We start from the raw sequence: 24,205 nt of genomic DNA on the forward strand, positions 1-24,205 counted from the left end.
TTTATTGTTCTAGACGTTAAATTTTTGCTATGATAGGTATAAATTGTCGAATTATGAAGGAGATAAAATTTTTATATGCAGAACTCAAAGGATCTTCAAACGATAAAAGAACAAAATGCATTACTTGCAGCTCTTTTCCAAAAAAACAATGACGACGAACGTTATCGTAAATCTAAATTATTTGCTGATAAACTGGAAAAAGGTACATTCACTATTGCCTTCGCAGGTCACTTTTCCGCGGGTAAATCGAGTATGATCAATGCATTAGTGGACGAACAATTACTACCAACTAGTCCGATTCCAACGTCTGCTAACATCGTAACTGTCCAAAATACATCAAATAACTATGCACTCGTTCACTTCGTGGATCAGCCACCCGTTAGATTCTCTGGAGAGTATGATATTCAACTAGTTAAAAAATATTCAAAGGATGGCAGCAAGGTTTCTCAAATTGAGATAGGACATGCTACTTCAAAGCTCCCAAAAGGAATCACTATAATGGATACTCCTGGAGTAGACTCAACAGATGATGCACATCGCATTTCTACTGAATCTGCCCTGCACTTAGCTGATATTGTTTTTTACGTAATGGATTACAATCATGTTCAATCTGAGCTAAACTTTCAATTTACGAAGCAATTACTTCATTATAATAAAAATGTATATTTAATCGTCAACCAAGTGGATAAGCATCGAGAAGAGGAATTGCCATTCGAAGCCTATAAGCAATCAGTAGCAGACGCTTTCAAATCTTGGTCTGTTGAGCCGAAAGCGATTTTTTATACTAGCTTAAAAAGTAAAGACTTTATACATAACGACTTTCCACAGGTTCAACAAATCGTGACTAGCTCTATTGAAAACAAAGAGGATTATTATTTAACACTTGCTCAAGCTACGTTAGAAAAATTGAAGGATGAACATGTAAATTTTCTAGAGGATGAAAAAGCAGCATGTTTTGAAACCTTTGACAACCAGCTTAGTGAAGAGGATTGGAACAATAAAGAAGATATTAAAGAACAATTGGAACTTGCTCAAAAACAAGTAAAACTTCAAGATGTTACTCTTTGGAAAAAGTCTTTCGAGGAACTTCGTAAAAACATATTAGAAAATGCTTCTATTATGACGTTTGAGGTTCGTGAAGCATTGAAATCGTATGCGGAGAGTAAGCAATCTACTTTTAAAGTTGGGTTTTTAGGAAGCAAAAAGAAAACAGAGGAAGAGAGACAAAGAAGACTAAACGATGTTCTAAGTCAGTTAGATAAAATTGTTTCCAATAATATAACAAGCCATATGAAGTTATTGATGAAGCGGATGTTAAAAGACGTTTCCTTATTAACTGAGGAAAAAACAATCCAAATCGATGAAATCCAATTTAGTATACCAAGCAGTCTAATCGACAATTCTTTACATGAAGGGGCCAGTACGACCGGTAATGCAATATTGAATTTTGCTAATCGAGTTACCGAAGCTGTTAATAGGTATTACATCAATGAAACTGATAAATGGAAAGATGAAAGTATACTTTATATAGAAGAAAATCCTATTGAAGATGAAGATCAAATAGCATCAAAAACAAACGAATTAAACGAAAAAAAATTAGCGATACATGCATTAGAAGAAATAGATTTGCGCATCCAAACATTCGAAAAAACAGTTTCTACTCCTTCCTTGTCACTGCGGAAAGATCGAGACGAATTATTAAAAGAATGGGAACAGGAACGACTTCATTTTGAAAATTCTATTACTGCCTATGAGGAACAAGCTCAAACTTCGGAGCAGGCAGTTGAAAATGTCCCTCGTACAGAAGAGATAAAGCATGAAGAAGTTCTTCTTTTTGCAGAGGCTGTAGTTAGTCGTGCAAAAAGAATTGGAGAAGTATTAGCTGAATTGCCAGCTTTTGAAGAGGCGGCTGCAACGATTAAAAGGAAGGCTTTAAGAGTTGAAAACCAACAATTTACTATTGCTTTATTTGGTGCATTTAGTGCTGGGAAATCTAGCTTTTCAAATGCTTTAATGGGAGCAAATGTATTGCCGGTTTCTCCTAATCCTACAACTGCGGCTATCAATAAGATTCATCCTATATCTGAAAAACATCTGCATAATACGGCTGATGTTGTGTTGAAATCAGAGGGACAAATATTAGCAGATGTGGCACATGCTTATGAGCAACTTGGTATAACTGTCCATACATTAGAAGAGGCGTATGAGAAGGCAAGTTCTGTTATGAAAGAGAAAGTAGTGGAAGAGGTTCATAAGTCGTTTGTTACGGCCTTTTATAAAGGGTATCCAACCTTTAAAGCACAGCTAGGCAATGTTCTACACGTTTCTGGAGAAGAATTCGGCCAATTTGTCGCAGATGAATCTAAAAGCTGTTTTGTAGATTTTATCGATTTTTATTATGATTGTGAACTTACAAGATTGGGTGTGACGCTAGTAGACACACCTGGAGCGGATTCGATCAATGCTAGGCATACCGGAGTTGCTTTTGATTATATTCGTAACGCAGATGCTGTATTGTTTGTTACTTATTTTAATCATGCATTTTCTAAAGCGGATCGTGAGTTCCTTATACAGCTCGGTCGAGTAAAAGATGCATTCGAACTAGACAAGATGTTCTTCGTCGTAAATGCAATCGATTTAGCAGACTCTGAAGAGGAAGCTACTTTAGTAAAGCAATATGTTCAGGATGAACTTCAACGATTTGGCATTCGTTTCCCAAGAGTTTATGGTGTTTCAAGCTTACAAGGATTGAAAGAAAAACTAAGTGGTTTGTCGGTCCATAAAGGAATGCAACAATTTGAAGAATCATTCCATCATTTCCTTGAAAAAGATTTAAAGCAAATTTCTATAACTGCTCTAGATGAGGAAGCAACACGTCAACAATCGAAATTATTAAGCTTAATCGATCAAACAGAAGCAAATCTTGCAAGGAAAGACCAACGATTAATAGAGCTTCGAAATCAGGAACAAAATATTCGTAAAAGGTATACAAATGGGAAGTCGGCACAGATTGCAAAAGATGCAAAACAGGAGCTAGATACACTGCTTTATTACGTTTTACAACGTGTATATTATCGATTCAATGAATTCTTTAAAGAAGCTTATAATCCATCTTTATTTGCCAATAACTCTGCATCTGTTGCATTGGACATTGCCTTAAAGGATATTCTCAAAATGATTCGTTTTGATATTGAACAAGAAATGCGTGTATCTAATTTCCGTATTCTACAGTTTATTCAGCAGCAAATTCTTCAATTAGAAAAAGAAGAAATACGTGTGCTTAAAGATTGGAACACAAGCTTTACGTTTAGTCCACATGAAGTTACAGAAAGAGACCTGCTAGATTTTATAGGACCATTTGATAACATTGTGAAATATGAACATGTTAAATCGTACTTTAAAAATACGAAATCCTTCTTTGAAAACAATGAAAAAGAAAAACTACGTGATACACTATCAGACCTCTCTAAAGTAGAGGCAGATGAGTATTTAGTGAAGGAAAAAGAAAGGTTAGGAAATTGGATCGAGCAATATTCTGATATTGAATCGGAGGCTTTACGTCTGAAGCTACTGCATGAGTCTATTACTCAAATAGATGCAGAACGAAAATTATTAGAGCAGGAAGAAACTCTTCGCATGTGGAAATCAGTATATGCTCGACTATAAAAGGAGTGATTTGATGGCTAAAGTTTTTATTGAATTACCGGAAATTTTAGAGGATAACCCCCGTTTTATCGATACTCGATTTGATTTAACTGATAATACCGCTGGACGTAAAATGTATGATGAGGAGCATTTAGATGGAGCTATCTATTGGGATTTAGAAAATGATTTATCTGATATGTCTAGTCCATATGGTCGTCATCCGATGATTTCGAAGGAAAAGATGACCAGTCTTGTTCAGAAAGCTGGTTTAAATGTAAATGACTTTATCGTAATTTACGACCAGGGAGGAGCTCCGTTTGCCTTACGTGCATATTTTTTATTGGATTGGGCAGGTTTCACCAATGTATATGTATCCCGTGATGGATTTGGGGAGTTAAAGGGAGCATTGCCTGTTTCAAAAAGCGAATCTGACTTTACAAAGACGACAACTATCCCTCATTGGAACAACAGTAAATTACTTTCGATGAATGATGTGAGACAAGTTGTTGCGGGAATAACAGAGGGCCAATTGATTGATGCGAGATCTAATGTTCGTTATAAAGGTGAAAGTGAACCAATTGATCCGGTTGCTGGTCATATTCCGACTGCTATTAACTTTGATTGGGAGCAGCTTAAAAAAGAGGGGAAATTTTTAGCACAAGAAGAGTTGAAGGAAAAGTTGACTGACTTAGCTCCGCAAGACAAACCGGTTATAGCTTATTGTGGAAGTGGTGTCACAGCCGCGCCGTTATATAGCTGTTTAAAAGAAGCTGGTTACGAAAATGTTCAACTTTACTTAGGTAGCTATAGTGATTGGATAAGAGAGAATGAAGTAGAAACTGATAATAATAGAGCATAAACATTTCATTTGAACCTCATTTCCAGTATAATAAGTTGTCTTGGGTAAATAACTATAGTATAATAGGCAAATTGTATACGCTGAAATGAGGGCTAATAATGAAAAAATCTATATATGGTCTAACTAGAGACCAATTAATCGAATGGCTAATGGAACACGGTCAAAAAAAATTCCGTGCTGAGCAGGTATGGGACTGGTTGTATATCAAACGCGTACAAAGCTTTGCCGAAATGACAAATGTAAACAAAGAATGTCTTCAAATTTTAGAAGATAACTTTGTCATTCAAACATTGAAAGAAAGTGTTAAGCAAGAGTCAGCAGATGGGACGATCAAATTCCTTTTTGAGATGCAAGATGGGAACTTAATCGAAACAGTACTAATGCGTTTTAAATATGGACTTTCTGTGTGTGTTACTACACAGGTTGGATGTAATATTGGATGTAGCTTCTGCGCGAGTGGATTACTTAAAAAGAGCCGTGACCTTGACGCTGGAGAAATAGTAGAACAAATTATGAAGGTTCAGTTCCATTTAGACCAAATGCAAAAAGAGGAACGTGTTAGTCATATCGTTGTTATGGGTATCGGGGAGCCGTTTGATAATTACAAAAACCTCATGAATTTCTTACGTACTGTGAATGACCAAAAAGGGCTTGCAATCGGTGCTCGTCATATTACTGTTTCAACAAGTGGTCTTGCGAAAAAAATCATGGATTTTGCAGAAGAGGATATCCAGGTGAATCTTGCTGTTTCCTTGCATGCACCAAACGATGAACTGCGTTCAAAAATCATGGTTATTAATAAAGCATTCCCAATTGAAAAAGTTATGGCTGCGGTAGATTATTATTTAGAGAAGAAAAACCGTCGTATTACATTCGAATATATTCTTCTTAAAGACGTAAATGATCATGTAGAGGAAGCACAGCAATTAGCAAAACTTCTTGAGAACAAACGTCATCTGTCTTATGTAAATTTAATCCCATACAATCCAGTGGATGAGCATGGACAATATCAACGTAGTAGTGAAAAGTCCATTAGCGCTTTCTTCCAAACATTGAAAAACAAAGGGATCAATTGCGGTGTCCGTATGGAACAAGGTACCGATATCGATGCTGCATGTGGTCAATTGAGAAGTAAGCAAATTAAAAAAGGTAAAGAAAAAGTTTCCAACTAACAATCGGATATGAAATAAAAAACGCATTTGCCATTTTTGGCTAGTGCGTTTTTTATTTAGTTTCTGTTAAAGGAAATGCTTAGTAATCGTCAATCGTATATTACATTTTTTCCTTGTTCACTTAACTTTTTTAAAGATGTAAGCATATGATTTACTTCTTCGTCGGAATGTCTTTCCCATGAACTTAATTCAGCTATTATTTTCAAAGGAGATTTAGATCTATAAGAACGTGTTGGATTTCCAGGAAATCTTTTGTCAGTTAAGTTCGGATCATTTTCAAAAGAGCCTACTGGTTCTATAATATAAATTCTTTCTTTTGAATTAGATCTTGCTAATTCAGCACCCCATTTAGCAGCATCTAATGTTGCAGTAAAATATATATAGTTCGATTTTTTATCTTGGTAATTCGATAAGTGTTGGGCTTCTAATAAATCTCCAATTTTTAGTTCTGCTTTAGTACCATGAAAAAAAGGACCATTATCGAGGACATCTGTTTTGCCATTCATACTGATACACTCCTTATATTTTTAGATTTGTGTATAACAATAACAGTATAGTATGCGATTTATAAAAAGAGTAGTCTATAAATAGCCTGTAAGTAATGGTATAATGTAAATAGAGAGAATGGAATCGAACAAGAATTACCTATTTTTCAGTGAAAAATTACACTTAAACTAACGGTCTGCTTTACTAAAAAATAGACAAGAAAAAAGAGCTTGGATCTCCAAGCTCTTTTTTCTATATAAATCATCTACCTTATTTGCCTAATACTGTATTAAATAATTACTTCCTAGCAGCTGTTTGCATTGTTTTTTTACTTTAGTTGCATTCTCAGATAATTCGTAAATAGTTTGAGATTCACGATTTGTTAAACCTGCTATGGACATTGTTAAAAGCGGAAATTGTTCCTCTACTCCGTGCCTATTTTTTGAAATTATAAAACCTCTCATAATATCGTAGGCATAATAGTAGTTTTCAATGGCTTTACTGAATCTTTCAATAATCTCTTCACAAATTTCTTAGCTCCTTGCTACATCTGTAATTAGTATGAAATCATCTCCACCAATATGACCGATAAATCCATTAGGAGGACAGATGTTTTCTAATATCTTTGCTAGATCGGTTATTACCTTATCTCCTTTTTCAAAACCATATACATCATTATATGGTTTAAAATTATCAATATCCAAATACAGTACAATAAGTTCGTTATTATCTTCAATACATTTTTGTAGCTGCTGTTCAATGATAATATTCCCAGGTAATTCCGAAAGAGGATTTAAATGCTTGGCATAGTCTATCTCAAGCTGCATACTTTTTTCTAATAAATCCTTTACGGTGACAATTCCAAAATAATATTCGTCTTTTGTAATAGTGATGAAATCATATAAGTGTAATGGATCACGTTTCATTGCTATCTTCGCAACGACATCAATAGCCGTCCCAGCATCTACTTTCATAAACTGCCTGCTCATGATTGCCGAAATTGGTTTTTTATTGTATAAACTGAAACCGTATGGACCACTGAATTTCAAATGCAGTTTGTTCCTTGTAATTACACCTATAAGCTTATTGTTTTCTTTAATGCAAAAACCAGGTAAGGAATCGTTGGAATCCATTAATTTACTTACTTTGGAAATCGGCATATCACTAGAAATCATATGAAGAGGGGTAGCGATATGTTCAATCGATGTGTCCGTTATGCGATTAGAAATAATACTGTTTTTTCTATTATTATCTTTCTTAATAATACTAATCAATTCACTTCGAACAGGAAACAACATGGAATTTGGCTTTTGAATATAATAGCCTTGACCGAAGTGCACTCCAATATCGATAAGTGTTTGTAATTCCTCCATTGTTTCAATACCTTCAGCAATAATATGTATTTGTGAATAATTAGCAAATTCACATAGGCTTCGTACGAGTAATTGCTTCGTTCTATCCTTATTTATATTACGGGTTAGTTTCATGTCTAATTTAATATAGTGAGGACGCACATCCGTTATAATGTTTAAACCAGAATATCCAGAACCTACATCGTCTATTGCTATTTGATAATATTGTTTTTTGTAGTGATCTATTGTATTGATAAAATCTTTTAAATTGTTTATAGCCTCTCGTTCTGTAATTTCAAAAACAATGGAGTCTGAGTCCATTTGAAAGAGCGACAAAAACTCTTTCGTAAATCCTTGTTTAAACTTAGGATCATTCATAATATTTGGATTTACATTTAGAAAAAGTTTTCCTTCTGCTTGTAATTCGTAAGCACGCTTTAAAGCGTTGGCTCTACAAATATTTTCAAGTTCCCAAAGCTTTCCATTTTTCAGTGCATAATCAAATAAATTCTCCGGATTATACAATACTGTATTGCTAGGTCCTCGTGTTAATGCTTCATAACCGTATATTTGGCCAGTCTGTAATGAAATAATAGGTTGAAAAACTGTTTCTATCGCTTTTTCATCTATTATATAGCTAAAAAGGTCCTGATAAACATCTTCTAAAATTGCCATCCTGTGCTCCTCCTAAAATAAAGCAATATATCCTACCTTATAGTTTATAACTGACTTGTCACTTAAATATGATTTCTATGTTAAGAAATTGTAATAGTTTCCTATTAGTTATTGCAGTTGTTGAATAATTCAAAATGTTATTGACTATTATCCATTTCCAGTGTAATATTGCTATTACTTAATACTTTAGCGAGTTGAATCGCTGATGTGTTGGACGTATAAATGGGGGTTATAAAAGATGAAAAGTAAAAAGAAAAAATTTGGTATGGTTTTATCTGCCGCTGTATTAATATTAGCTGCATGTGGTGGAGAAAAATCCACTTCAACAAATAATACGGGATCCGAGGATACAAAAATATTTAAAATAGGGGTTACACAAATAGTTGAACACCCTTCATTGAACGCTGCTTTTGACGGTTTCCAAAAAGCGATTGAGGATGCGGGCCTTGAGGTCGAATATCAAAAAGAAAATGCACAAAATGATAATAATTTAAATACAACAATTGCTAATAGTCTAGTAAGCTCTGGGGTAGATTTAATATTTGCCAATTCCACACCTAGTGCTCAAGCAGTAGCAGCTCAAACAGAAGATATTCCAATTGTATTTACTTCTGTAACAAATGCTGTTGATGCTGAACTAGTAGATTCAATGGAAAAACCAGGAGGGAATGTAACTGGTACTGTTGATACACAGCCTGATGCTATTCCTAGCACTATTACTTTCTTGAAGGATGAGTTAGGAGCTAAAAATGTAGGAATGGTCTTTAATTCTGGCGAACAAAACTCTCGTTCCCAAGTGGATGCAGTAAAGGAACAAATGGCTGATGCTGGTCTAAACGTAGTGGAAGCTTCTGTTTCTACTTCTGCAGAGGTAAAGCAAGCAACCGAATCATTAATTGGTAAAGTAGATTCTCTATATATTATTACTGATAATACAGTTGTGTCGGCGCTGGAATCTGTTGTAGAAGTTGCCAACGAGCATAAACTTCCTATGATGGTAGGGGAGTTCGATTCAGTAAAACGTGGCGGCTTAGGAGCTTATGGATTTGAATACTATGATATCGGTTATGAAGCTGGTCAAATGGCAGTGAAAATTCTAAAAGGGGAAAGCACTCCCTCAGAATTACCGGTTCAATATCCACAAAATATAAAATTTGTTTTGAATAAAAATACGGTTGATGCCCTTGGAATTGAAGTAAAAGATGAATGGGAATCAGAATTTGTGGAATAGATAGGAGTTTGATGTATTATGTTTTCAGCAATCTTTGGCTCAGTTGAACAAGGATTTATATATGCACTTATGGCACTCGGGGTTTATTTGACATTCCGAGTGCTAGACTTTCCTGACTTAACCGTTGATGGTAGTTTTGTCACAGGGGCGGGAACTGCAGCTGCCATGATTGTCCTCGGTTATCATCCTGCAATTGCAACAGTAGTAGCTATTTTAGCAGGATTCTTAGCAGGATGTATGACTGGTCTGTTACACACGAAAGGGAAGATCAACCCGTTACTATCTGGAATATTAATGATGATTGCTTTGTATTCCATCAATTTACGAATAATGGGGTTCACTGTTGAAAATTCTGTTGGACGACCAAATATTCCTTTGATGAACTCAGAAACGCTATTTAGTCAGTTTTATAGCTGGTGGGGAAGTTTAGGTATAGATGAATCTATAAATGGTTTCTTGACTTCATTAGGAATTCAATACGTACCTAAGACATGGGGAACTGTATTAATAGTAGCTATTTTAATAATTATCATTAAGTTGGTTTTTGATTGGTTCTTAAAAACAGAAGTTGGATTGGCAATTAGAGCTACCGGTGATAATAAAAAGATGATTCGTAGCTTTTCTGCGAATACAGATATACTTGTCATTTTAGGTTTAGGTCTTTCCAATGCACTCGTTGCATTTTCTGGTGCTTTAATAGCGCAATATACAAAAGCTGCGGATATAGGATTAGGTATAGGGATGATTGTAATCGGTCTTGCTTCCGTTATTATTGGGGAAGCGATTTTCGGAACGAAAACAATTGTTCGAACGACGCTTGCTGTTATTGCAGGGGCTATTATTTACCGTATCGTTTTAGCTTTAGCGCTTCGAGTAGAAATAATGGACCCAGGCGATATGAAGCTTATCACGGCAGTCATTGTAATTATTGCTTTAATTTTACCGCAGTATTTTGAAAAACGTCGTGAAAAAAGCAGGAAAGTAAAACGACATGCTTTACGTGAATCTAAACGATTGATCAAAAGTAAGGAGAGTGAAAACCTTGCTTAAAATAAATAATATTAACAAGATTTTCAATGAAGGTACTGCAGATGAGAAAATTGCATTAGATCAAATAAATTTACATTTAAACATTGGTGATTTTGTTACGGTAATCGGCAGTAATGGTGCTGGTAAATCTACGATGTTAAATATGGTTTCCGGTGCACTTTCTCCGGACTTCGGACAAATTATGATAGATGGAAATGATGTAACAAAACTACCGGAGTTTAAACGCTCACGTTTTATCGGAAGAGTGTTTCAAGATCCAATGTCTGGAACAGCACCAACGATGACAATTGAGGAAAATCTGGCCATTGCCTACTCTCGAAATAAAAAAAGAAGCCTAAAGGTTGGCGTAGATAAGCAAAGAAAAGAATTCTTCCTGCACTCACTGGAAAGCTTGCATCTAAATCTAGAAAATCGATTAAATGCAAAGGTTGGTTTACTTTCTGGTGGTGAGCGTCAGGCATTATCGCTGTTAATGGCTACATTTACAAAGCCATCTATTCTATTATTAGATGAACATACAGCCGCTCTAGATCCTTCTCGTGCAGAACTAATAACGAATTTGACGGAAAAGCTTGTCAAAAAAGATAATCTAACGACACTCATGGTCACTCATAATATGCAGCAAGCATTAGACTTGGGTAACCGTTTGATCATGATGGATAAAGGGCAAATTATTTTGGAAGTGGAAGAAAAAGAGAAGAAAAATCTAACGATTGAAAAGCTAATGGAAGAATTCCAACGCATTCGCGGGGAGAAATTTACAAGTGACCGAGCACTATTAACCTCTTAAAAGAAAAGAAGGGCAGCAAAGTAGCTGCTCTTTTTATTTTGCTTAAAAATTGGATAAGACCATGAACACATGTAAAAGGGGAGGGACCAAGAGTAAACTGTTCTGTACCGAGAGTAAACTCCCAATAAAAGTTAGTATTCACCAAAAGCGCTGGAAGACTAGAGATAGCTATACGCTGGAATCTGAACAGGGAGGTTCACTTGTAAAAAGTTATCCGCATGCCAAGGGTATTATCCTTCTTAAACAATAAAAAAGGGCTAGTCATAACATCTGTTACGACCAGCCTCTTTTAGATTTACATATTAAGCCATTGCAGCTTCGACGTTGCCCCATGGAATTTCCATTGCTTGTGCAAGTCCTTGTCCATAGGCAGGGTCAGCTTTGTAGCAGTGAATAATGTGACGAATCTTGATAAATTCTTCTACGCCATTCATGTTACGAGCCGTGTTATCAATAAGAACTTCTTGTTGTTCTGGGCTCATCAATCGGAATAATTTACCCGGTTGCTCGTAATAATTATCATCATCTTCACGGAAGTCCCAAATGCCAGCGTCCCCATGAAGTGGTAAACGTGGTTCTTGATATTGTGGTTGAGCTTTCCATTGACCATAGCTGTTTGGCTCGTAATGAAGTGTTGCTCCTTTGTTTCCATCCACACGCATTGCTCCATCTCTATGGAAAGAGTGTACAGGGCATTTTGGTGAGTTTACTGGAATTTGGTGATGGTTAACACCTAAACGATAGCGCTGCGCATCTCCATATGAGAATAAACGACCTTGAAGCATTTTGTCTGGAGAGAAGCTTATACCAGGTACAACGTTAGCTGGTGTGAATGCAGCTTGCTCAACTTCTGCAAAATAGTTTTCAGGATTACGGTTAAGTTCAAATTCACCCACTTCAATTAGTGGGAAGTCTTTTTTGTACCAAACTTTTGTTAAATCAAATGGATTATAAGGCATGTTGTTAGCTTGCTCTTCTGTCATTACTTGAATGTACATTTTCCATTTAGGGAAGTTACCTTGTTCGATATTATCATAAAGATCACGTTGGTGACTTTCACGGTCTACTCCAACAACTTCAACCGCTTCTTGGTCCGTTAAGTTTTCGATATCTTGTTGTGAGCGCAGATGGAATTTCACCCAAACGCGTTCATTGTTAGCGTTGATCATACTGAATGTATGGCTACCAAAACCGTGCATATTACGGTATGTCTTAGGGATACCTCTATCACTCATTACGATTGTAACTTGATGAAGTGCTTCTGGTAGGGAAGTCCAGAAATCCCAGTTATTATTAGCGCTTCGCATATTCGTGCGAGGGTCACGTTTAACTGCATGGTTTAAATCCGGGAAATTAAGTGGGTCACGGAAGAAGAAAACAGGTGTGTTGTTACCAACTAAATCCCAGTTACCTTGCTCTGTGTAGAAACGCATAGAAAATCCTCTGATATCACGTTCTGCATCAGCAGCTCCTCGTTCACCAGCTACAGTTGAGAAACGAACGAACATTTCTGTTTCTTTTCCTATTTCAGAGAAAAGAGCTGCAGAAGTATACTGAGTAATATCATGAGTTACGGTGAATTTACCGTAAGCCCCAGATCCTTTTGCATGCATACGACGCTCAGGTATTACTTCTCGATCAAAATGAGCAAGTTTTTCTAACAACCATACATCTTGTAATAATAATGGTCCACGTGGTCCAGCTGATTGCGAGTTTTGATTGTCTACTACTGGTGCACCAGCTGCAGTTGTCAATTTGTTGTTGTTTTGATTTTCTGTCATTCAACTTCCCCCTAGATTAGAATATTTATAATACAAGAATTATTATATCAAACAGCCAAATATTTTGCTAGATTTGAGGTATGTAGATTATAAAAATTATATTTTAATGAAATAAAAAATGTAACACCAACTGTTATAAACGTTGATGTTACAAGGCTTTTAGTTATATAAGTAATTCAAATAATGTACTGTCCTTGTTTACTTCCTTATAAGAAAAACCATTCTCATTCATGCGTGAAAGGATACCGGAATAGTCGTTTCTATTTTTCAGTTCGATACCTACAAGAGCAGGACCACTTTCTTTATTATTTTTCTTTGTGTATTCAAAAGTAGTAATATCGTCATCTGGACCAAGTACTTTGTCAAGAAACTGGCGTAAAGCACCGGCTCTTTGAGGAAATTTTACGATGAAATAATATAGTAAACCTTCATAAATTAGAGATTTTTCTTTAATTTCTTGCATACGACCAATATCATTGTTTCCGCCACTAATAACACAAACTACGGACTTTCCTTTAATCTCTTCTTTAAAAAAGTCCAACGCTGCAACTGAAAGCGCACCCGCAGGTTCTGCAATAATCGCATGTTTGTTGTATAAATCTAAAATAGTTGTACATACTTTTCCTTCTGGCACAAGGACAATATCGTCTACGTATTTTTTACTTAGTTCGTAGGAAAGATTTCCGACACATTTTACTGCTGCACCGTCTACAAATTTATCAATTGAATCTAACATGATAGGTCCTTCGTTTTTAAAAGCGGCTTTCATACTAGCAGCACCCGCAGGCTCTACTCCAATAACTTTAGTGGATGGTGAGACGTTCTTAACATATGTAGAAAGTCCAGATATTAACCCTCCACCCCCAATGCTTCCAAAAACAAAATCTATTGGCACTTCGATATCATTCATAATTTCTACTGCTACAGTAGCTTGACCTGCAATAATATCAAGATCATCAAAAGGATGTATGAAAATTCTATCCTCTGCCTCCGCGTAAGCAGTTGCACTTTCCGCAGAATCATCAAAAGTATCTCCAGCTAGAATAATTTCTACAAATTCACGTCCAAACATTCTCACTTGATCTATCTTTTGTGAAGGTGTCGTTAGCGGCATGAAAATTTTCGCAATGATTCCTAATTGTGCACATGCGTATGCAACTCCTTGGGCGTGATTACCCGCGCTAGCACAGACTACACCTTTTTCCTTAGCCACTTTTTCGATGGTTTTAATCTTATAGTAAGCGCCACGTAATTTAAAGGAGCGGACATGTTGTAAATCCTCCCGTTTGAAATAGATAGATGCTCCATATTTTTCAGATAAATAATCGTTTTTTTGTAAGGGAGTATGGTAGACGACATCTTTTAAAAACTGATGTGCAATAAGTACGTTTTCGACCTGAATAGATTTCGTATCTGTTAATTGCATAATAGGGACGTACCTCCAATTTTTTGTAAAAATCATTAATATAGTTTAACACACTACATCACTGAAACGCTAGGTTTAATACCAATAATTCTAAATAGTTTAATAAATTTAAAGATTAAATTGTTCGAATTTAACATCTCATGTATAAATTAAACAAAATATATTGACATTAATGTTTGAATCGAACATAATATGTTCATAGTAAACGTTTTATAAAAAAAGGAGAATTGTATGACTCCAGTATTAAGAAAGAAACGTATCCTTGAAGAGCTTGCTAGAAAGGGAAAAATCGAGATTATAGATTTAGTAAATTTACTCGATGTTTCTGCTATGACAATTCGTCGCGATTTAGATGAACTAGAAAATCAGAAAAAACTTATAAGAACGCACGGGGGAGCTGCAATACCCGAGGCTATTATTGCTGAACAGAGCTACCTGCAAAAAATTTCAGAGGCTCACCCACAGAAAGTGGAAATTGCCGAAATAGCAGTAAAGTTAGTAAAAGATGGCATGAAAGTATTTCTAGATTCTGGAACAACAAACTTCGAGATTGCCAAACGTTTAAAAGGTAAAGAAAATCTTACGATAGTTACAAATGATATTAAAATTGCTGCGGAATTAATGGATAGTAAAGTTGAAGTCATTATGCTAGGCGGAAAAATACAAAATGGTGTTGGTGCAGTTTTTGGAACATACGCAGAAAACATGTTAAAAGAAATCCATGTAGATATTTTATTTCTGGGTGCACATGCGGTTCATTCAACTCTAGGAATTACTTCTGCTACATTGGAAAAAGCTTCGATTAAAAGAGAGATGATTAATAGTAGTGAAGCAGTTTATCTAGTAGTAGATGCACTGAAGTTTGGAAAGAAAGCGTTTGCTAAAATTGCGAGTATAGATTCAGTGACTGCTATAATAACTGATCAAACACTGCCAATAGAAGTGGAAGAATTATACAGTGAAATGACTAGCTTTATAAAGGGTGTGTAAAAATGAAAGTTGGAATTATTGCAGATGATCTAACTGGAGCTAATGCGACTGGAGTGCTACTCTCTAAAAACGGGTTTAATAGTGCTACCGTTGTATTTGGCGGGGAAGTACCAAAAATTGGAGGGTTTACCTCCATCAGTGTAGATACAGATAGTAGATATTGTGCACCTAGTGCAGCACAAACAAGGGTTTTAAGTGCATACGAACAGCTCTCAACATGGGGTGCTAGTGTATTTTGTAAGCGTATCGATAGTACTGTACGTGGAAACCTTGGAGTAGAAACAGACACGTTATTAGATGCCTTAGGAGAAAAAAGTGTGGCAGTAGTCGTTACTTCTTATCCGGATTCAGGACGAATTGTATCTGGCGGGTACTTATTGGTAGATGGTGTACCTGTGGAATCTACAGATGTTGCAAAGGATCCGATGAATCCGATTACAATTTCTCATGTACCAACGATTATGACTGAGCAAAGTAAGTATCCAGTTTCTCATATAGGATTAGGAAGAGTATTAAAAGGGAAAAATAGTATTCATTTAGAAATGATGAAACAAATTGAGGCAGGAAATAGAATTATTGTTGTGGACGCTGTGACCAATGAAGAGATAGATCATATAGCAGAATCGATGGCTGCTATTGATGGTGTCGTTTTTGTACCAGTAGATCCAGGTCCATTATCCGCATCATACAGTCGTATGATTGCTCATCAACATGTATTAACGAACAAATTCATCGTTACAGTTGGAAGTATAACTCCATTAACTGGTAGACAGCTAAATTACTTAATAGATAAGAAAAATGCTGATCCAGTTTATGTTAATACTGAGGCGTTAGCATCTACGACTAATACGTGGGATGAAGAAATAGAGCGTGCGGTGAATGAAGCAATTAGTAAACTGGATGAACAAGAAGTTCTGATTATCACTACTTATGCTCCTGGAGCAGAGAAATTAAACTTAAATGAAATTGCTGCTAGGGAAGGGGTAACTGAAGAAAAGCTTGCCAAACGCTTAACGGAAGGTTTGGCTAGGGTTACTCAAAGTGTTATTGACCAAACAGAACATACAATTGATGGAATGTTTTCCAGTGGTGGAGATGTGACAGCTGCTCTATGTTCTGTTAGTGATGCGCAGGCTATCGGTTTGCAAGATGAAGTACTTCCTTTAGCTGCGTATGGTCATTTTATAGGAGGAGCCTTCGATGGCATTCCTGTAATCACTAAAGGTGGCATGGTAGGGGATAAATACTCTATCTATAAATGTGTAAGATTCTTAACAAACAAAAAAGAAGAAGGAAGTGTTTAGGAAATGACTACAGTTAGAGAAATTATTGCGATTCCTATGGGAGATGCGGCAGGTATTGGTCCTGAAATTACTGTTAAATCTTTGGCAAAAGAAGAACTTTATACAATGTGTAAACCTCTAGTAGTTGGAGATGCGAACATACTTCGTAAAGCAATTGAAGTAACAGAAGTAAATTTAAGGGTCAATGTAGTTACATCACCTTCAGCAGGTTCTTATGAATTTGGGACAATTGATGTAATCGATTTAGCTAATATCAATATGGAAGATTTCGAACCAGGACAAGTTTCTGCGCAAAACGGACAAGCGGCATTTGAATTTATCAAACGTTCAGTGGAACTTGCAATGGCTGGTGAAGTTAAAGCTATCGCAACTACACCGATTAACAAAGAATCGTTAAAAGCGGCTAATGTTCCATATATCGGACATACAGAAATGTTAGAGGATTTAGGTGGGGCTCCAGATCCACTAACTATGTTCCAAGTAAAAGGAATGCGTATTTTCTTCTTGACTCGTCATGTGTCGGTAGCAGAAGCAATCACACAAATGACAAAAGAAAGAGTTCGTGATTACTTGAACAGATGTGACAAAGCTTTACAACGTCTTGGAGTTGAAAATCGTAAGCTTGCAGTTGCGGGATTAAACCCACATTCAGGTGAGGGCGGTCTCTTCGGTATGGAAGAAGTAGAAGAAATTAAGCCAGGTGTTGAGCTTGCGAAAGCTGATGGAATTGATGCTTATGGTCCAGTACCGGCAGATTCAGTTTTCTTCCAAGCATTAAATGGCAAATATGATGCGGTTCTTTCTCTATATCACGATCAAGGTCATATCGCAGCTAAGATGACGGATTTCCACCGTACAATTTCTATTACAAATGGTCTTCCTTTCCTACGCACATCTGTGGATCATGGTACAGCATTTGATATTGCATGGAAAAATATTGCATCTGAAGTAAGTATGTACGAATGTATTAAACTTGCGGCTGAATATGCACCAAAATTTACTCGTGAATCATTGTAAGTATTTTAAATGAAGGAAAGCATATCGCTTTCCTTCTCCTTTAAATAGAGAAATGGAAGGGGTTACATGGGAATGACTTTAGAAATGCAAATGTTACTGGGTTTAGCAATTGGTATTACAGTTCTAATTTTACTTGTTTTAAAAACTAAGATTCATGCATTCTTAGCTTTAATAATTGCTGCATCTATTACCGGATTGGTAGGAGGTATGGAACCACTTAAAGTTGTAAACTCCATTACTACTGGTTTTGGTAATACTCTAGCTTCAATTGGTATTGTTGTAGGGTTAGGTGTTATGATGGGACGCATTTTAGAAGTTACTGGAGCAGCAGAAAAACTTGCATATTCTTTAATCCGTTTGGTCGGAAAGAAAAAAGAAGAATGGGCGATGGCTATTGCTGGTTATATCGTTTCGATACCGATATTTGTAGACTCTGCTTTTGTTATTTTAAATCCATTAGTTAAGTCTTTATCACGTAAGACTGGTAAGTCGGTTGTTACTTTAGGTGTTGCTCTTGCTATCGGTTTAGTAGCCACTCATCATGCAGTGCCTCCAACACCTGGTCCTTTGGGTGTTGCAGGGATCTTTGGTGTTGATATAGGGGAAATGATTTTTTGGGGTCTAATTTTTGCTGTGCCAATTATAATTGTGGGGGTCCTATATGCTAAGTGGCTTGGTAAAAGAATTTATCAAATCCCTGAAGAGAATGGAGAAGGGTTTATTCGTAAAGAACCATCTGATATGGTGTATAACGACTTTTTAACGGCATCTGCTGATCGTGAAAAAGAACTTCCTTCACTATTTAAATCTTTTTTCCCAATTTTATTACCTATTATATTAATTTTCTTAAACACAACTTTGTCTGCATTAGAGTTCACTGGTGGAGCTTGGGATTATGTATTATTCTTAGGACAACCGATTATTGCCTTGGCTTTAGGGCTAGTGGCAGCTATTTACGGCTTGGCTAATTACATGAAACGTGAAGAAGCACTAGACAGAATGGAAGAAGGCATGACTACTGCTGGTATTATTTTACTTGTAACAGGTGCTGGTGGTGCTTTAGGTACTGTATTACGTGAGAGTGGTACTGGTGATTACCTAGCTGAAATAATTGTGGGATTACCACTTCCAGCAATATTAGTGCCTTTCTTCATCGCATCCATTGTACGTTTAATACAAGGGAGTGGTACAGTTGCAATGATAACAGCTGCTTCCATCTCAGCTCCAATTCTTGCAAATTTAGATGTTAATTTGGCTCTTGCTGCACAAGCAGCTGCGCTAGGTGCAATGTTATTCTCTTACTTTAATGATTCCATGTTCTGGGTCGTTAACCGTATGCTTGGTATTTCTAAATTGAAAGAACAAATTTTAGTTTGGTCAGTACCAACAACATTAGCTTGGTTTACAGCATTAATCATGTTAGTGATTGCTAATACAATTGCTGGTTAATAGTATATAAATTCAATGAAGTAGAAGTTGGGATCGCAATTTAGTTTGCGATCCTATTTCTTTGTGTTTGCGACAGCAAGCACTTTTTATTATAAAATATTGTGTTTATTATAGAATGGAAATGTCATAAGAAACCATACATTTTGTTCTTGACTATTACTGTTAGGAGCGAGAAGAAATGAATGATGAAATCGTGGAAAATTACTTTTTTCGGACGAATATTTGGCATCTCTATTGGGACCTTTTCCTTTATCTCGGGTAGAATCATAAAAACGTTTTTTAAGGTAATAGTGTAAGTCCGCAGCACAAGCGGATAATTGTGTGTCAGTTCTAGTAAGATTGGCATGAGGTGTTTCACTAATAGCTATATTAATTGCAGATATTTTTGTTTAATATTACGACAGAGGACGTTCATTGCGAGCGTCCTTTTTTGCGTTTAAGAAATATTTTATAGATGCTTTTATTTAAAAGGTGTATAGTGTTTTAGAGTGATTATTAAGATCGGATGTATTTATTGAAAGGAAGTAATAGGTTTGAAAAATGTTTTTAAAAAGTCAACGATGCTTCTATTGTTTTTGATCTTTGTTTGGGGAGCAAGTTGGCCAATATACAAAATTGCTTTACCATATACACCACCTATATTGTTTGCTGGCATGAGGGCTACACTTGGAGGGCTTTTTTTAGCAATTATATTATATAACAAAAGAGACAAAATAAAGTTGCGTGAAAATTGGCGTTTTTATTGTATTTCTGCATTATTAAATACAGCTTTATTTTTTGGGATTCAAACAGTAGGGTTAAATTATTTACCTGGTGGATTATTTTCCATTTTAGTGTACTTTCAACCTGTTCTTTTAGGTCTCTTTGCGTGGATTTGGTTAGGCGAATTTATGACTCCTGGAAAGATTATTGGGTTGTTAATTGGGTTTATTGGAATTGCCATTGTAAGCCTGGATGGGTTGACCTTTCATGTATCTGTAATTGGTGTAGTCCTAGGCTTAATGACTGCAATTTTTTGGGCATTAGGTGTTATTTATGTTAAGAAAGTAAGTCATCGAGTTAATGCATTCTGGATGGTTTCTATGCAGTGTATTATAGGTGGATTTGTGTTAATCATATTCGGTAGTTTTTTCGAAAACTTTTCCGATATCGTTTGGAATACTGAATATATTAGTGCATTAACTTTTGGTTCCATCCTAGGAATTCCTCTAGCTCAGTTAGTTTATTACAAGCTTATTAGAGAAGGTGAAGCTAGTAAAGTTGGATCCTTTACGTTTATGGTGCCAATTATCGCGGTAATCCTAGGAGCAGTATTCCTTGATGAGCCAGTTACATATTTGCTTGTTCTTGGTCTAATTATGGTTGGATTGAGTATTTTTATAGTAAACTATAGAAGCAAAAAGAAACTTATAGATTATCGTAAAATGGGTAAATAATTAAAACTGAAGGTGAGTATATGAAGAATAAGACCGTAGTTCGTTCAATGGACATCTTAACCTTGTTTCTTGAACACCATGAACTGACTTTTCAAGAGATAATCGAACTGTCTATGATACCGAAAACTTCTGTCTATAGAATGCTTCTTACATTGGAAGAAATGGGATTCGTTGAAAAAGGAAATGATTCAAAATATCGTTTAGGATTATTGTTTCTAACCTATGGGAACCTTGTAGCTTCCCGATTAAACCTAAGACAAATTGCTTATAATATTATGCAAGAATTACATAAAGAACTTAAAGAAGCAATAAACCTAATCATCCGTCAAGGTGATGAAACAATTTATATTGAAAAAGTGGACATCTATCAAAAAGTTCGTTTGTATACTGCTATCGGTAGAAGAAGTCCGCTTTATGCTGGTGCATGTGCTAGAGTTATTTTATCCTTTTTAACTGATCAAGAAATAGAAACTTATCTAAATAAAGTTGAGCTGGATAAAATTGCGTCGGGTACAATAACAACAAAAGAAAAATTATTAAAGACTATAAGAGATGCACGGATAAATGGATATACAATTAGCCATTCTGAATTAGAGGATTATACGTCTGCAATTGCAGCTCCAATTTTTGATTATAAAGGAGAAGTAATTGGGGGATTAAGTATTGCAGGTATTGAAGCAAATTACCAAAATGATAACATTGATTTTTACTCAAAAAAAGTAATGAATGCTGCTGATGAAATTTCTAGAAAGCTAGGATACAGAAAACCTCCTCAATAAAAATTGAGGAGGTTTTAAATTTAGTTTTTTTGTTTATAATTAATCGCTTTTTTAATAAGATTTATCTTTCGTTCATTTTGAATAAATGCATGTTCAGCTTCTTCTAATGTGACTTCTTTAAATTGGATAGTAGCTGTGGGTTGAAGTTGTGCTAGCGTAGGCAAATCTGCAGAAATAACTTGACCAATCTTAGGGTATCCACCAGTTGTTTGTCTATCAGCCATGAGTATGATTGGCTGTCCACTAGGTGGTATCTGAATTGTGCCAAATGTTACACCTTCCGACAGCAGTTCAAATTTTTCCGACAGGGAAAGAGAAGTTCCCTCTAAGCGATAACCCATTCGATCAGACTGTATAGATACAGTAAAAATCTCCATCCAGAGCTTATGTTGACTTTCTAAATCGAACCGATCAAATTCCGTACCCTTAATTACTCGAATTTCTTGATGTTTGCTAAAGTTTATCAACTCATTATAATTTATGCTCCAATTGTCAGCGTTATTGTTGTATGTTATTGGATTCTCGTTTTCTAAGTTATTGGAATGTAATAAAGGAAGAACATCTCCTTTTTGTAGCGCTCTCCCTTTAAATCCTCCTATACTAGCGCGAAGATATGTACTTTTACTACCCATCACTTCAGGAATATCAATTCCCCCAGCTATTGCTACGTAAGCTCGACTCCCTTTAATGGCTGTATTAAATTTTAAAATAGAGTCTTTCATGACAACTATTGGGCTCCATAATGGTGCTGGGATACCATTAATAGTGGGTAAGAAGTCGCCACCGGTTATGGCGATCAGCGTTTCTTTCTCAAATTGAAGAGTCGTCCCGTAAAGTGTTATTTCAAGGGCTCCCTCATTTTCCATATTACCTACTAATAGATTGCCAAGCCTCAATGAATAGGAATCCATTGCACCTCCAACTATTACACCAAACTTTTGTGAGCCATATCTACCTAAATCCTGAATGGTAGTCATAAGTCCTTGGTGAAGAATTTTTATACTCATGTCTTTAACTCCTCGTATGCTAAATATTCCTCCGGCGTAATGGATACAAATCTGATTTGATCGCCTGCTTGCAACAGAGTGGGAGGATTCTCTTTTGGGAGGAATAAATCAAGTGGAGTCCCACCAATAATTTGCCATCCTCCTGGTGTTTCCAACGAATAAATTCCAGTTTGTTTACCAGCTATACCTACAGATCCTCGAGGTATTTTTAATCTCGGAGTTTCTCTTCTAGGGGTTGCTATTCGCTCGTCCATACCGCCCATAAAAGGAAATCCCGGCGCAAATCCCAACATATAAACCAAACATTCACTACTTGTATGAATAGTAATAACTTCTTCTACGGATAGATTATTTAATGCTGCTACATTCACTAAGTCAGGACCAAATTGACCTCCATAGCAAACTGGAATAGTTACAATTCTTGCATCGGTTTTTTTATCCAATTTAATCTGTTTTGATATTTTCTTAATATGTCCACTAACTTTATCGTAAGCGCTATTCGAACCGGGGTGTGAATTATGCACTAAAAAGGGATTATAGTAAACAGTTATATTATTATAAGCAGGCACAAATTCTATTATCCCCTCAAAGGGTCTACTGGAAATTATCGCTGAGAGACTTTTCACTTGTTGGTGTAGTGTAAGATTTATTCCTTCTCCAAGCTGAATAATCAGTGCTGAATCGCCTAAAGGTTTAATGTTAACTTCTAATTGTGATGACTTCATAGCATGTAAACAACTCCTTTAGTTTCGAATTATGGTACTAGAGTTCTTAAAAACGAATTACATAAATTATTATAATTGTCTAAAATTAAATTACAAGTTTTGTTTTCTCGATTTATATAAATATACGATAATTAAAATAATATCTATTCAGAAAAATCAAACTGTGGTAAACTTTTTTTAAGTTTCAAAACTCATGTTCCATAATTCGGAACAAATGAGGTTAGAATCTTTATTTAGGTCTAAGGAGGGGCTAATAGATGTTTAAAGTAGATTTAAATTGCGATTTAGGAGAAAGCTTTGGCCGTTATAAATTAGGTGAACAAAAAGAAATATTAAAATATGTTACATCAGCAAATATTGCATGTGGATTTCACGCTGGTGATCCAAGTGTTATGCGAGAAACAGTAAAACTAGCATTGGATAACAATGTGAAAATTGGCGCGCATCCAGGATTGCCAGATTTGAATGGCTTTGGTCGTAGAGAGATGAATATCTCTACTCAAGAAGCATACGACATGGTTGTTTATCAGATAGGAGCTTTACAAGCATTTTTAGCAACATTTGGTGAAAAGATGCAGCATGTAAAACCCCATGGAGCATTATTCAATATGGCAGCGAAAAACAAAGAGCTTGCAGAGGCTATAGCAAGAGCAGTTTATGATGTGGATTCTTCCATAATTCTCTTTGGACTTGCAAATAGTGAACTACCTGCAGCAGGAGAAAGAATTGGCTTACAAACAGCTCACGAAGTTTTTGCTGATCGTACTTACCAAGCAGATGGAACTTTGACTTCTCGTCAACAGGCAGATGCATTAATAACTGATACGCATAAATCCGTTGAACAAGTTGTCAAAATGATTAAAGAAGGTAAAGTAATTTCTCAACAAAATACAGAAGTAGTGATAAAAGCAGATACAGTTTGTATTCATGGGGATGGAGAACATGCTGTGTCATTTGCACAACAGATTAAAGAAACGTTAGTGAGTAACAATATTACTGTTTCTTCATTAATGGACTAGGGGGAGAGAAAG

Annotated in this window: 19 protein-coding genes; 13 read left to right on the top strand and 6 right to left on the bottom strand. The window is 35.9% G+C overall.

Going from position 1 to position 24,205, the window contains the following annotated elements:
* Window positions 1-75 precede the first annotated feature (75 nt).
* The 3 genes from BLR36_RS06440 to rlmN all read left to right on the top strand — a co-directional run bounded on the left by BLR36_RS06440 (window position 76) and on the right by rlmN (window position 5,676).
* Entirely contained in the window at window positions 76-3,666 is a 3,591-nt protein-coding gene (locus BLR36_RS06440) for a dynamin family protein (protein WP_093060913.1), read from the top strand.
* 13 nt (window positions 3,667-3,679) lie between these two features.
* The gene (locus BLR36_RS06445) at window positions 3,680-4,504 is read left to right on the top strand and encodes a sulfurtransferase (RefSeq protein ID WP_093060914.1); all 825 of its coding nucleotides are present in this window, start codon (window positions 3,680-3,682) and stop codon (window positions 4,502-4,504) included.
* Between the two features lie 98 nt (window positions 4,505-4,602).
* Window positions 4,603-5,676, top strand: a complete 1,074-nt coding sequence (gene rlmN, locus BLR36_RS06450; RefSeq protein WP_093060915.1) for a dual-specificity RNA methyltransferase RlmN — start codon at window positions 4,603-4,605, stop codon at window positions 5,674-5,676.
* Window positions 5,677-5,765: 89 nt separating this feature from the next.
* On the opposite strand, the gene arr is transcribed toward rlmN, so the two are convergent.
* A complete protein-coding gene (arr, locus tag BLR36_RS06455) occupies window positions 5,766-6,182 on the bottom strand; it encodes an NAD(+)--rifampin ADP-ribosyltransferase (protein ID WP_093060916.1) in 417 nt (138 codons plus the stop codon).
* 513 nt (window positions 6,183-6,695) lie between these two features.
* Window positions 6,696-8,189 (bottom strand): GGDEF domain-containing protein, encoded by a 1,494-nt coding sequence (locus tag BLR36_RS06460; protein ID WP_217631735.1) that lies wholly within the window; start codon window positions 8,187-8,189, stop codon window positions 6,696-6,698.
* 238 nt (window positions 8,190-8,427) lie between these two features.
* Between BLR36_RS06460 and BLR36_RS06465 the strand changes: the two genes are divergently transcribed.
* From BLR36_RS06465 to BLR36_RS06475, 3 genes are read left to right on the top strand one after another with little or no spacing between them, the layout of a single operon-like run.
* Complete coding sequence (locus tag BLR36_RS06465) at window positions 8,428-9,420, top strand: ABC transporter substrate-binding protein (RefSeq protein WP_093060917.1); 993 nt, start codon at window positions 8,428-8,430, stop codon at window positions 9,418-9,420.
* 18 nt (window positions 9,421-9,438) lie between these two features.
* Entirely contained in the window at window positions 9,439-10,470 is a 1,032-nt protein-coding gene (locus tag BLR36_RS06470; protein ID WP_093060918.1) for an ABC transporter permease, read from the top strand.
* The gene (locus BLR36_RS06475; RefSeq protein WP_093060919.1) at window positions 10,463-11,260 is read left to right on the top strand and encodes an ABC transporter ATP-binding protein; all 798 of its coding nucleotides are present in this window, start codon (window positions 10,463-10,465) and stop codon (window positions 11,258-11,260) included. The genes BLR36_RS06470 and BLR36_RS06475 overlap by 8 nt, the downstream gene beginning before the upstream one ends.
* Window positions 11,261-11,562: 302 nt before the next feature.
* On the opposite strand, the gene BLR36_RS06480 is transcribed toward BLR36_RS06475, so the two are convergent.
* Together BLR36_RS06480 and ilvA are read right to left on the bottom strand one after the other, a co-directional pair.
* On the bottom strand, window positions 11,563-13,041 hold the full coding sequence (locus tag BLR36_RS06480; protein WP_093060920.1) for a catalase: 1,479 nt from the start codon (window positions 13,039-13,041) through the stop codon (window positions 11,563-11,565).
* Window positions 13,042-13,204: 163 nt separating this feature from the next.
* Complete coding sequence (gene ilvA, locus BLR36_RS06485) at window positions 13,205-14,467, bottom strand: threonine ammonia-lyase IlvA (RefSeq protein WP_093060921.1); 1,263 nt, start codon at window positions 14,465-14,467, stop codon at window positions 13,205-13,207.
* 231 nt (window positions 14,468-14,698) lie between these two features.
* Between ilvA and BLR36_RS06490 the strand changes: the two genes are divergently transcribed.
* The 6 genes from BLR36_RS06490 (at window position 14,699) to BLR36_RS06515 (ending at window position 21,442) form a co-directional block, all read left to right on the top strand.
* Entirely contained in the window at window positions 14,699-15,457 is a 759-nt protein-coding gene (locus tag BLR36_RS06490) for a DeoR/GlpR family DNA-binding transcription regulator (protein WP_093060922.1), read from the top strand.
* A gap of 2 nt (window positions 15,458-15,459) precedes the next feature.
* Window positions 15,460-16,761 carry a four-carbon acid sugar kinase family protein gene (locus tag BLR36_RS06495; RefSeq protein ID WP_093060923.1) on the top strand — a complete coding sequence of 434 codons (1,302 nt, stop codon included), beginning with the start codon at window positions 15,460-15,462 and terminating at the stop codon, window positions 16,759-16,761.
* Between the two features lie 3 nt (window positions 16,762-16,764).
* On the top strand, window positions 16,765-17,778 hold the full coding sequence (pdxA, locus tag BLR36_RS06500) for a 4-hydroxythreonine-4-phosphate dehydrogenase PdxA (RefSeq protein ID WP_093060924.1): 1,014 nt from the start codon (window positions 16,765-16,767) through the stop codon (window positions 17,776-17,778).
* 72 nt (window positions 17,779-17,850) lie between these two features.
* The gene (locus BLR36_RS06505; RefSeq protein WP_093061249.1) at window positions 17,851-19,227 is read left to right on the top strand and encodes a GntP family permease; all 1,377 of its coding nucleotides are present in this window, start codon (window positions 17,851-17,853) and stop codon (window positions 19,225-19,227) included.
* Window positions 19,228-19,760: 533 nt separating this feature from the next.
* Window positions 19,761-20,663: a DMT family transporter gene (locus BLR36_RS06510; RefSeq protein WP_093060925.1), complete on the top strand. Its 903-nt coding sequence runs from the start codon at window positions 19,761-19,763 to the stop codon at window positions 20,661-20,663.
* Between the two features lie 20 nt (window positions 20,664-20,683).
* Window positions 20,684-21,442: an IclR family transcriptional regulator gene (locus BLR36_RS06515; RefSeq protein ID WP_093060926.1), complete on the top strand. Its 759-nt coding sequence runs from the start codon at window positions 20,684-20,686 to the stop codon at window positions 21,440-21,442.
* A gap of 20 nt (window positions 21,443-21,462) precedes the next feature.
* Here the strand turns inward: BLR36_RS06515 and BLR36_RS06520 are convergent, their stop codons facing one another.
* Window positions 21,463-22,449, bottom strand: coding sequence for a 5-oxoprolinase subunit C family protein (locus BLR36_RS06520; RefSeq protein WP_093060927.1), 987 nt, complete (start codon window positions 22,447-22,449; stop codon window positions 21,463-21,465).
* Window positions 22,446-23,174 (bottom strand): 5-oxoprolinase subunit PxpB, encoded by a 729-nt coding sequence (gene pxpB / locus BLR36_RS06525; RefSeq protein WP_093060928.1) that lies wholly within the window; start codon window positions 23,172-23,174, stop codon window positions 22,446-22,448. The genes BLR36_RS06520 and pxpB overlap by 4 nt, the downstream gene beginning before the upstream one ends.
* A 257-nt stretch (window positions 23,175-23,431) precedes the next feature.
* On the opposite strand from pxpB, the gene pxpA reads away from it, so the two are divergent.
* Window positions 23,432-24,193: a 5-oxoprolinase subunit PxpA gene (gene pxpA, locus BLR36_RS06530; RefSeq protein ID WP_093060929.1), complete on the top strand. Its 762-nt coding sequence runs from the start codon at window positions 23,432-23,434 to the stop codon at window positions 24,191-24,193.
* The last annotated feature ends 12 nt before the right edge of the window (window positions 24,194-24,205 follow it).

This window comes from Psychrobacillus sp. OK028 (assembly GCF_900103605.1).
Classification (GTDB): Bacteria; Bacillota; Bacilli; order Bacillales_A; family Planococcaceae; genus Psychrobacillus.

Excerpts from the sequence above, each read along its gene's own strand:
- BLR36_RS06440 (WP_093060913.1), top strand. The coding sequence starts at position 76 with ATGCAGAACTCAAAGGATCTTCAAACGATAAAAGAACAAAATGCATTA.
- BLR36_RS06445 (WP_093060914.1), top strand. The coding sequence starts at position 3,680 with ATGGCTAAAGTTTTTATTGAATTACCGGAAATTTTAGAGGATAACCCC.
- rlmN (WP_093060915.1), top strand. The coding sequence starts at position 4,603 with ATGAAAAAATCTATATATGGTCTAACTAGAGACCAATTAATCGAATGG.
- arr (WP_093060916.1), bottom strand. The coding sequence starts at position 6,182 with ATGAATGGCAAAACAGATGTCCTCGATAATGGTCCTTTTTTTCATGGT.
- BLR36_RS06460 (WP_217631735.1), bottom strand. The coding sequence starts at position 8,189 with ATGGCAATTTTAGAAGATGTTTATCAGGACCTTTTTAGCTATATAATA.
- BLR36_RS06465 (WP_093060917.1), top strand. The coding sequence starts at position 8,428 with ATGAAAAGTAAAAAGAAAAAATTTGGTATGGTTTTATCTGCCGCTGTA.
- BLR36_RS06470 (WP_093060918.1), top strand. The coding sequence starts at position 9,439 with ATGTTTTCAGCAATCTTTGGCTCAGTTGAACAAGGATTTATATATGCA.
- BLR36_RS06480 (WP_093060920.1), bottom strand. The coding sequence starts at position 13,041 with ATGACAGAAAATCAAAACAACAACAAATTGACAACTGCAGCTGGTGCA.
- ilvA (WP_093060921.1), bottom strand. The coding sequence starts at position 14,467 with ATGCAATTAACAGATACGAAATCTATTCAGGTCGAAAACGTACTTATT.
- BLR36_RS06490 (WP_093060922.1), top strand. The coding sequence starts at position 14,699 with ATGACTCCAGTATTAAGAAAGAAACGTATCCTTGAAGAGCTTGCTAGA.
- BLR36_RS06495 (WP_093060923.1), top strand. The coding sequence starts at position 15,460 with ATGAAAGTTGGAATTATTGCAGATGATCTAACTGGAGCTAATGCGACT.
- pdxA (WP_093060924.1), top strand. The coding sequence starts at position 16,765 with ATGACTACAGTTAGAGAAATTATTGCGATTCCTATGGGAGATGCGGCA.
- BLR36_RS06505 (WP_093061249.1), top strand. The coding sequence starts at position 17,851 with ATGACTTTAGAAATGCAAATGTTACTGGGTTTAGCAATTGGTATTACA.
- BLR36_RS06515 (WP_093060926.1), top strand. The coding sequence starts at position 20,684 with ATGAAGAATAAGACCGTAGTTCGTTCAATGGACATCTTAACCTTGTTT.
- BLR36_RS06520 (WP_093060927.1), bottom strand. The coding sequence starts at position 22,449 with ATGAGTATAAAAATTCTTCACCAAGGACTTATGACTACCATTCAGGAT.
- pxpB (WP_093060928.1), bottom strand. The coding sequence starts at position 23,174 with ATGAAGTCATCACAATTAGAAGTTAACATTAAACCTTTAGGCGATTCA.
- pxpA (WP_093060929.1), top strand. The coding sequence starts at position 23,432 with ATGTTTAAAGTAGATTTAAATTGCGATTTAGGAGAAAGCTTTGGCCGT.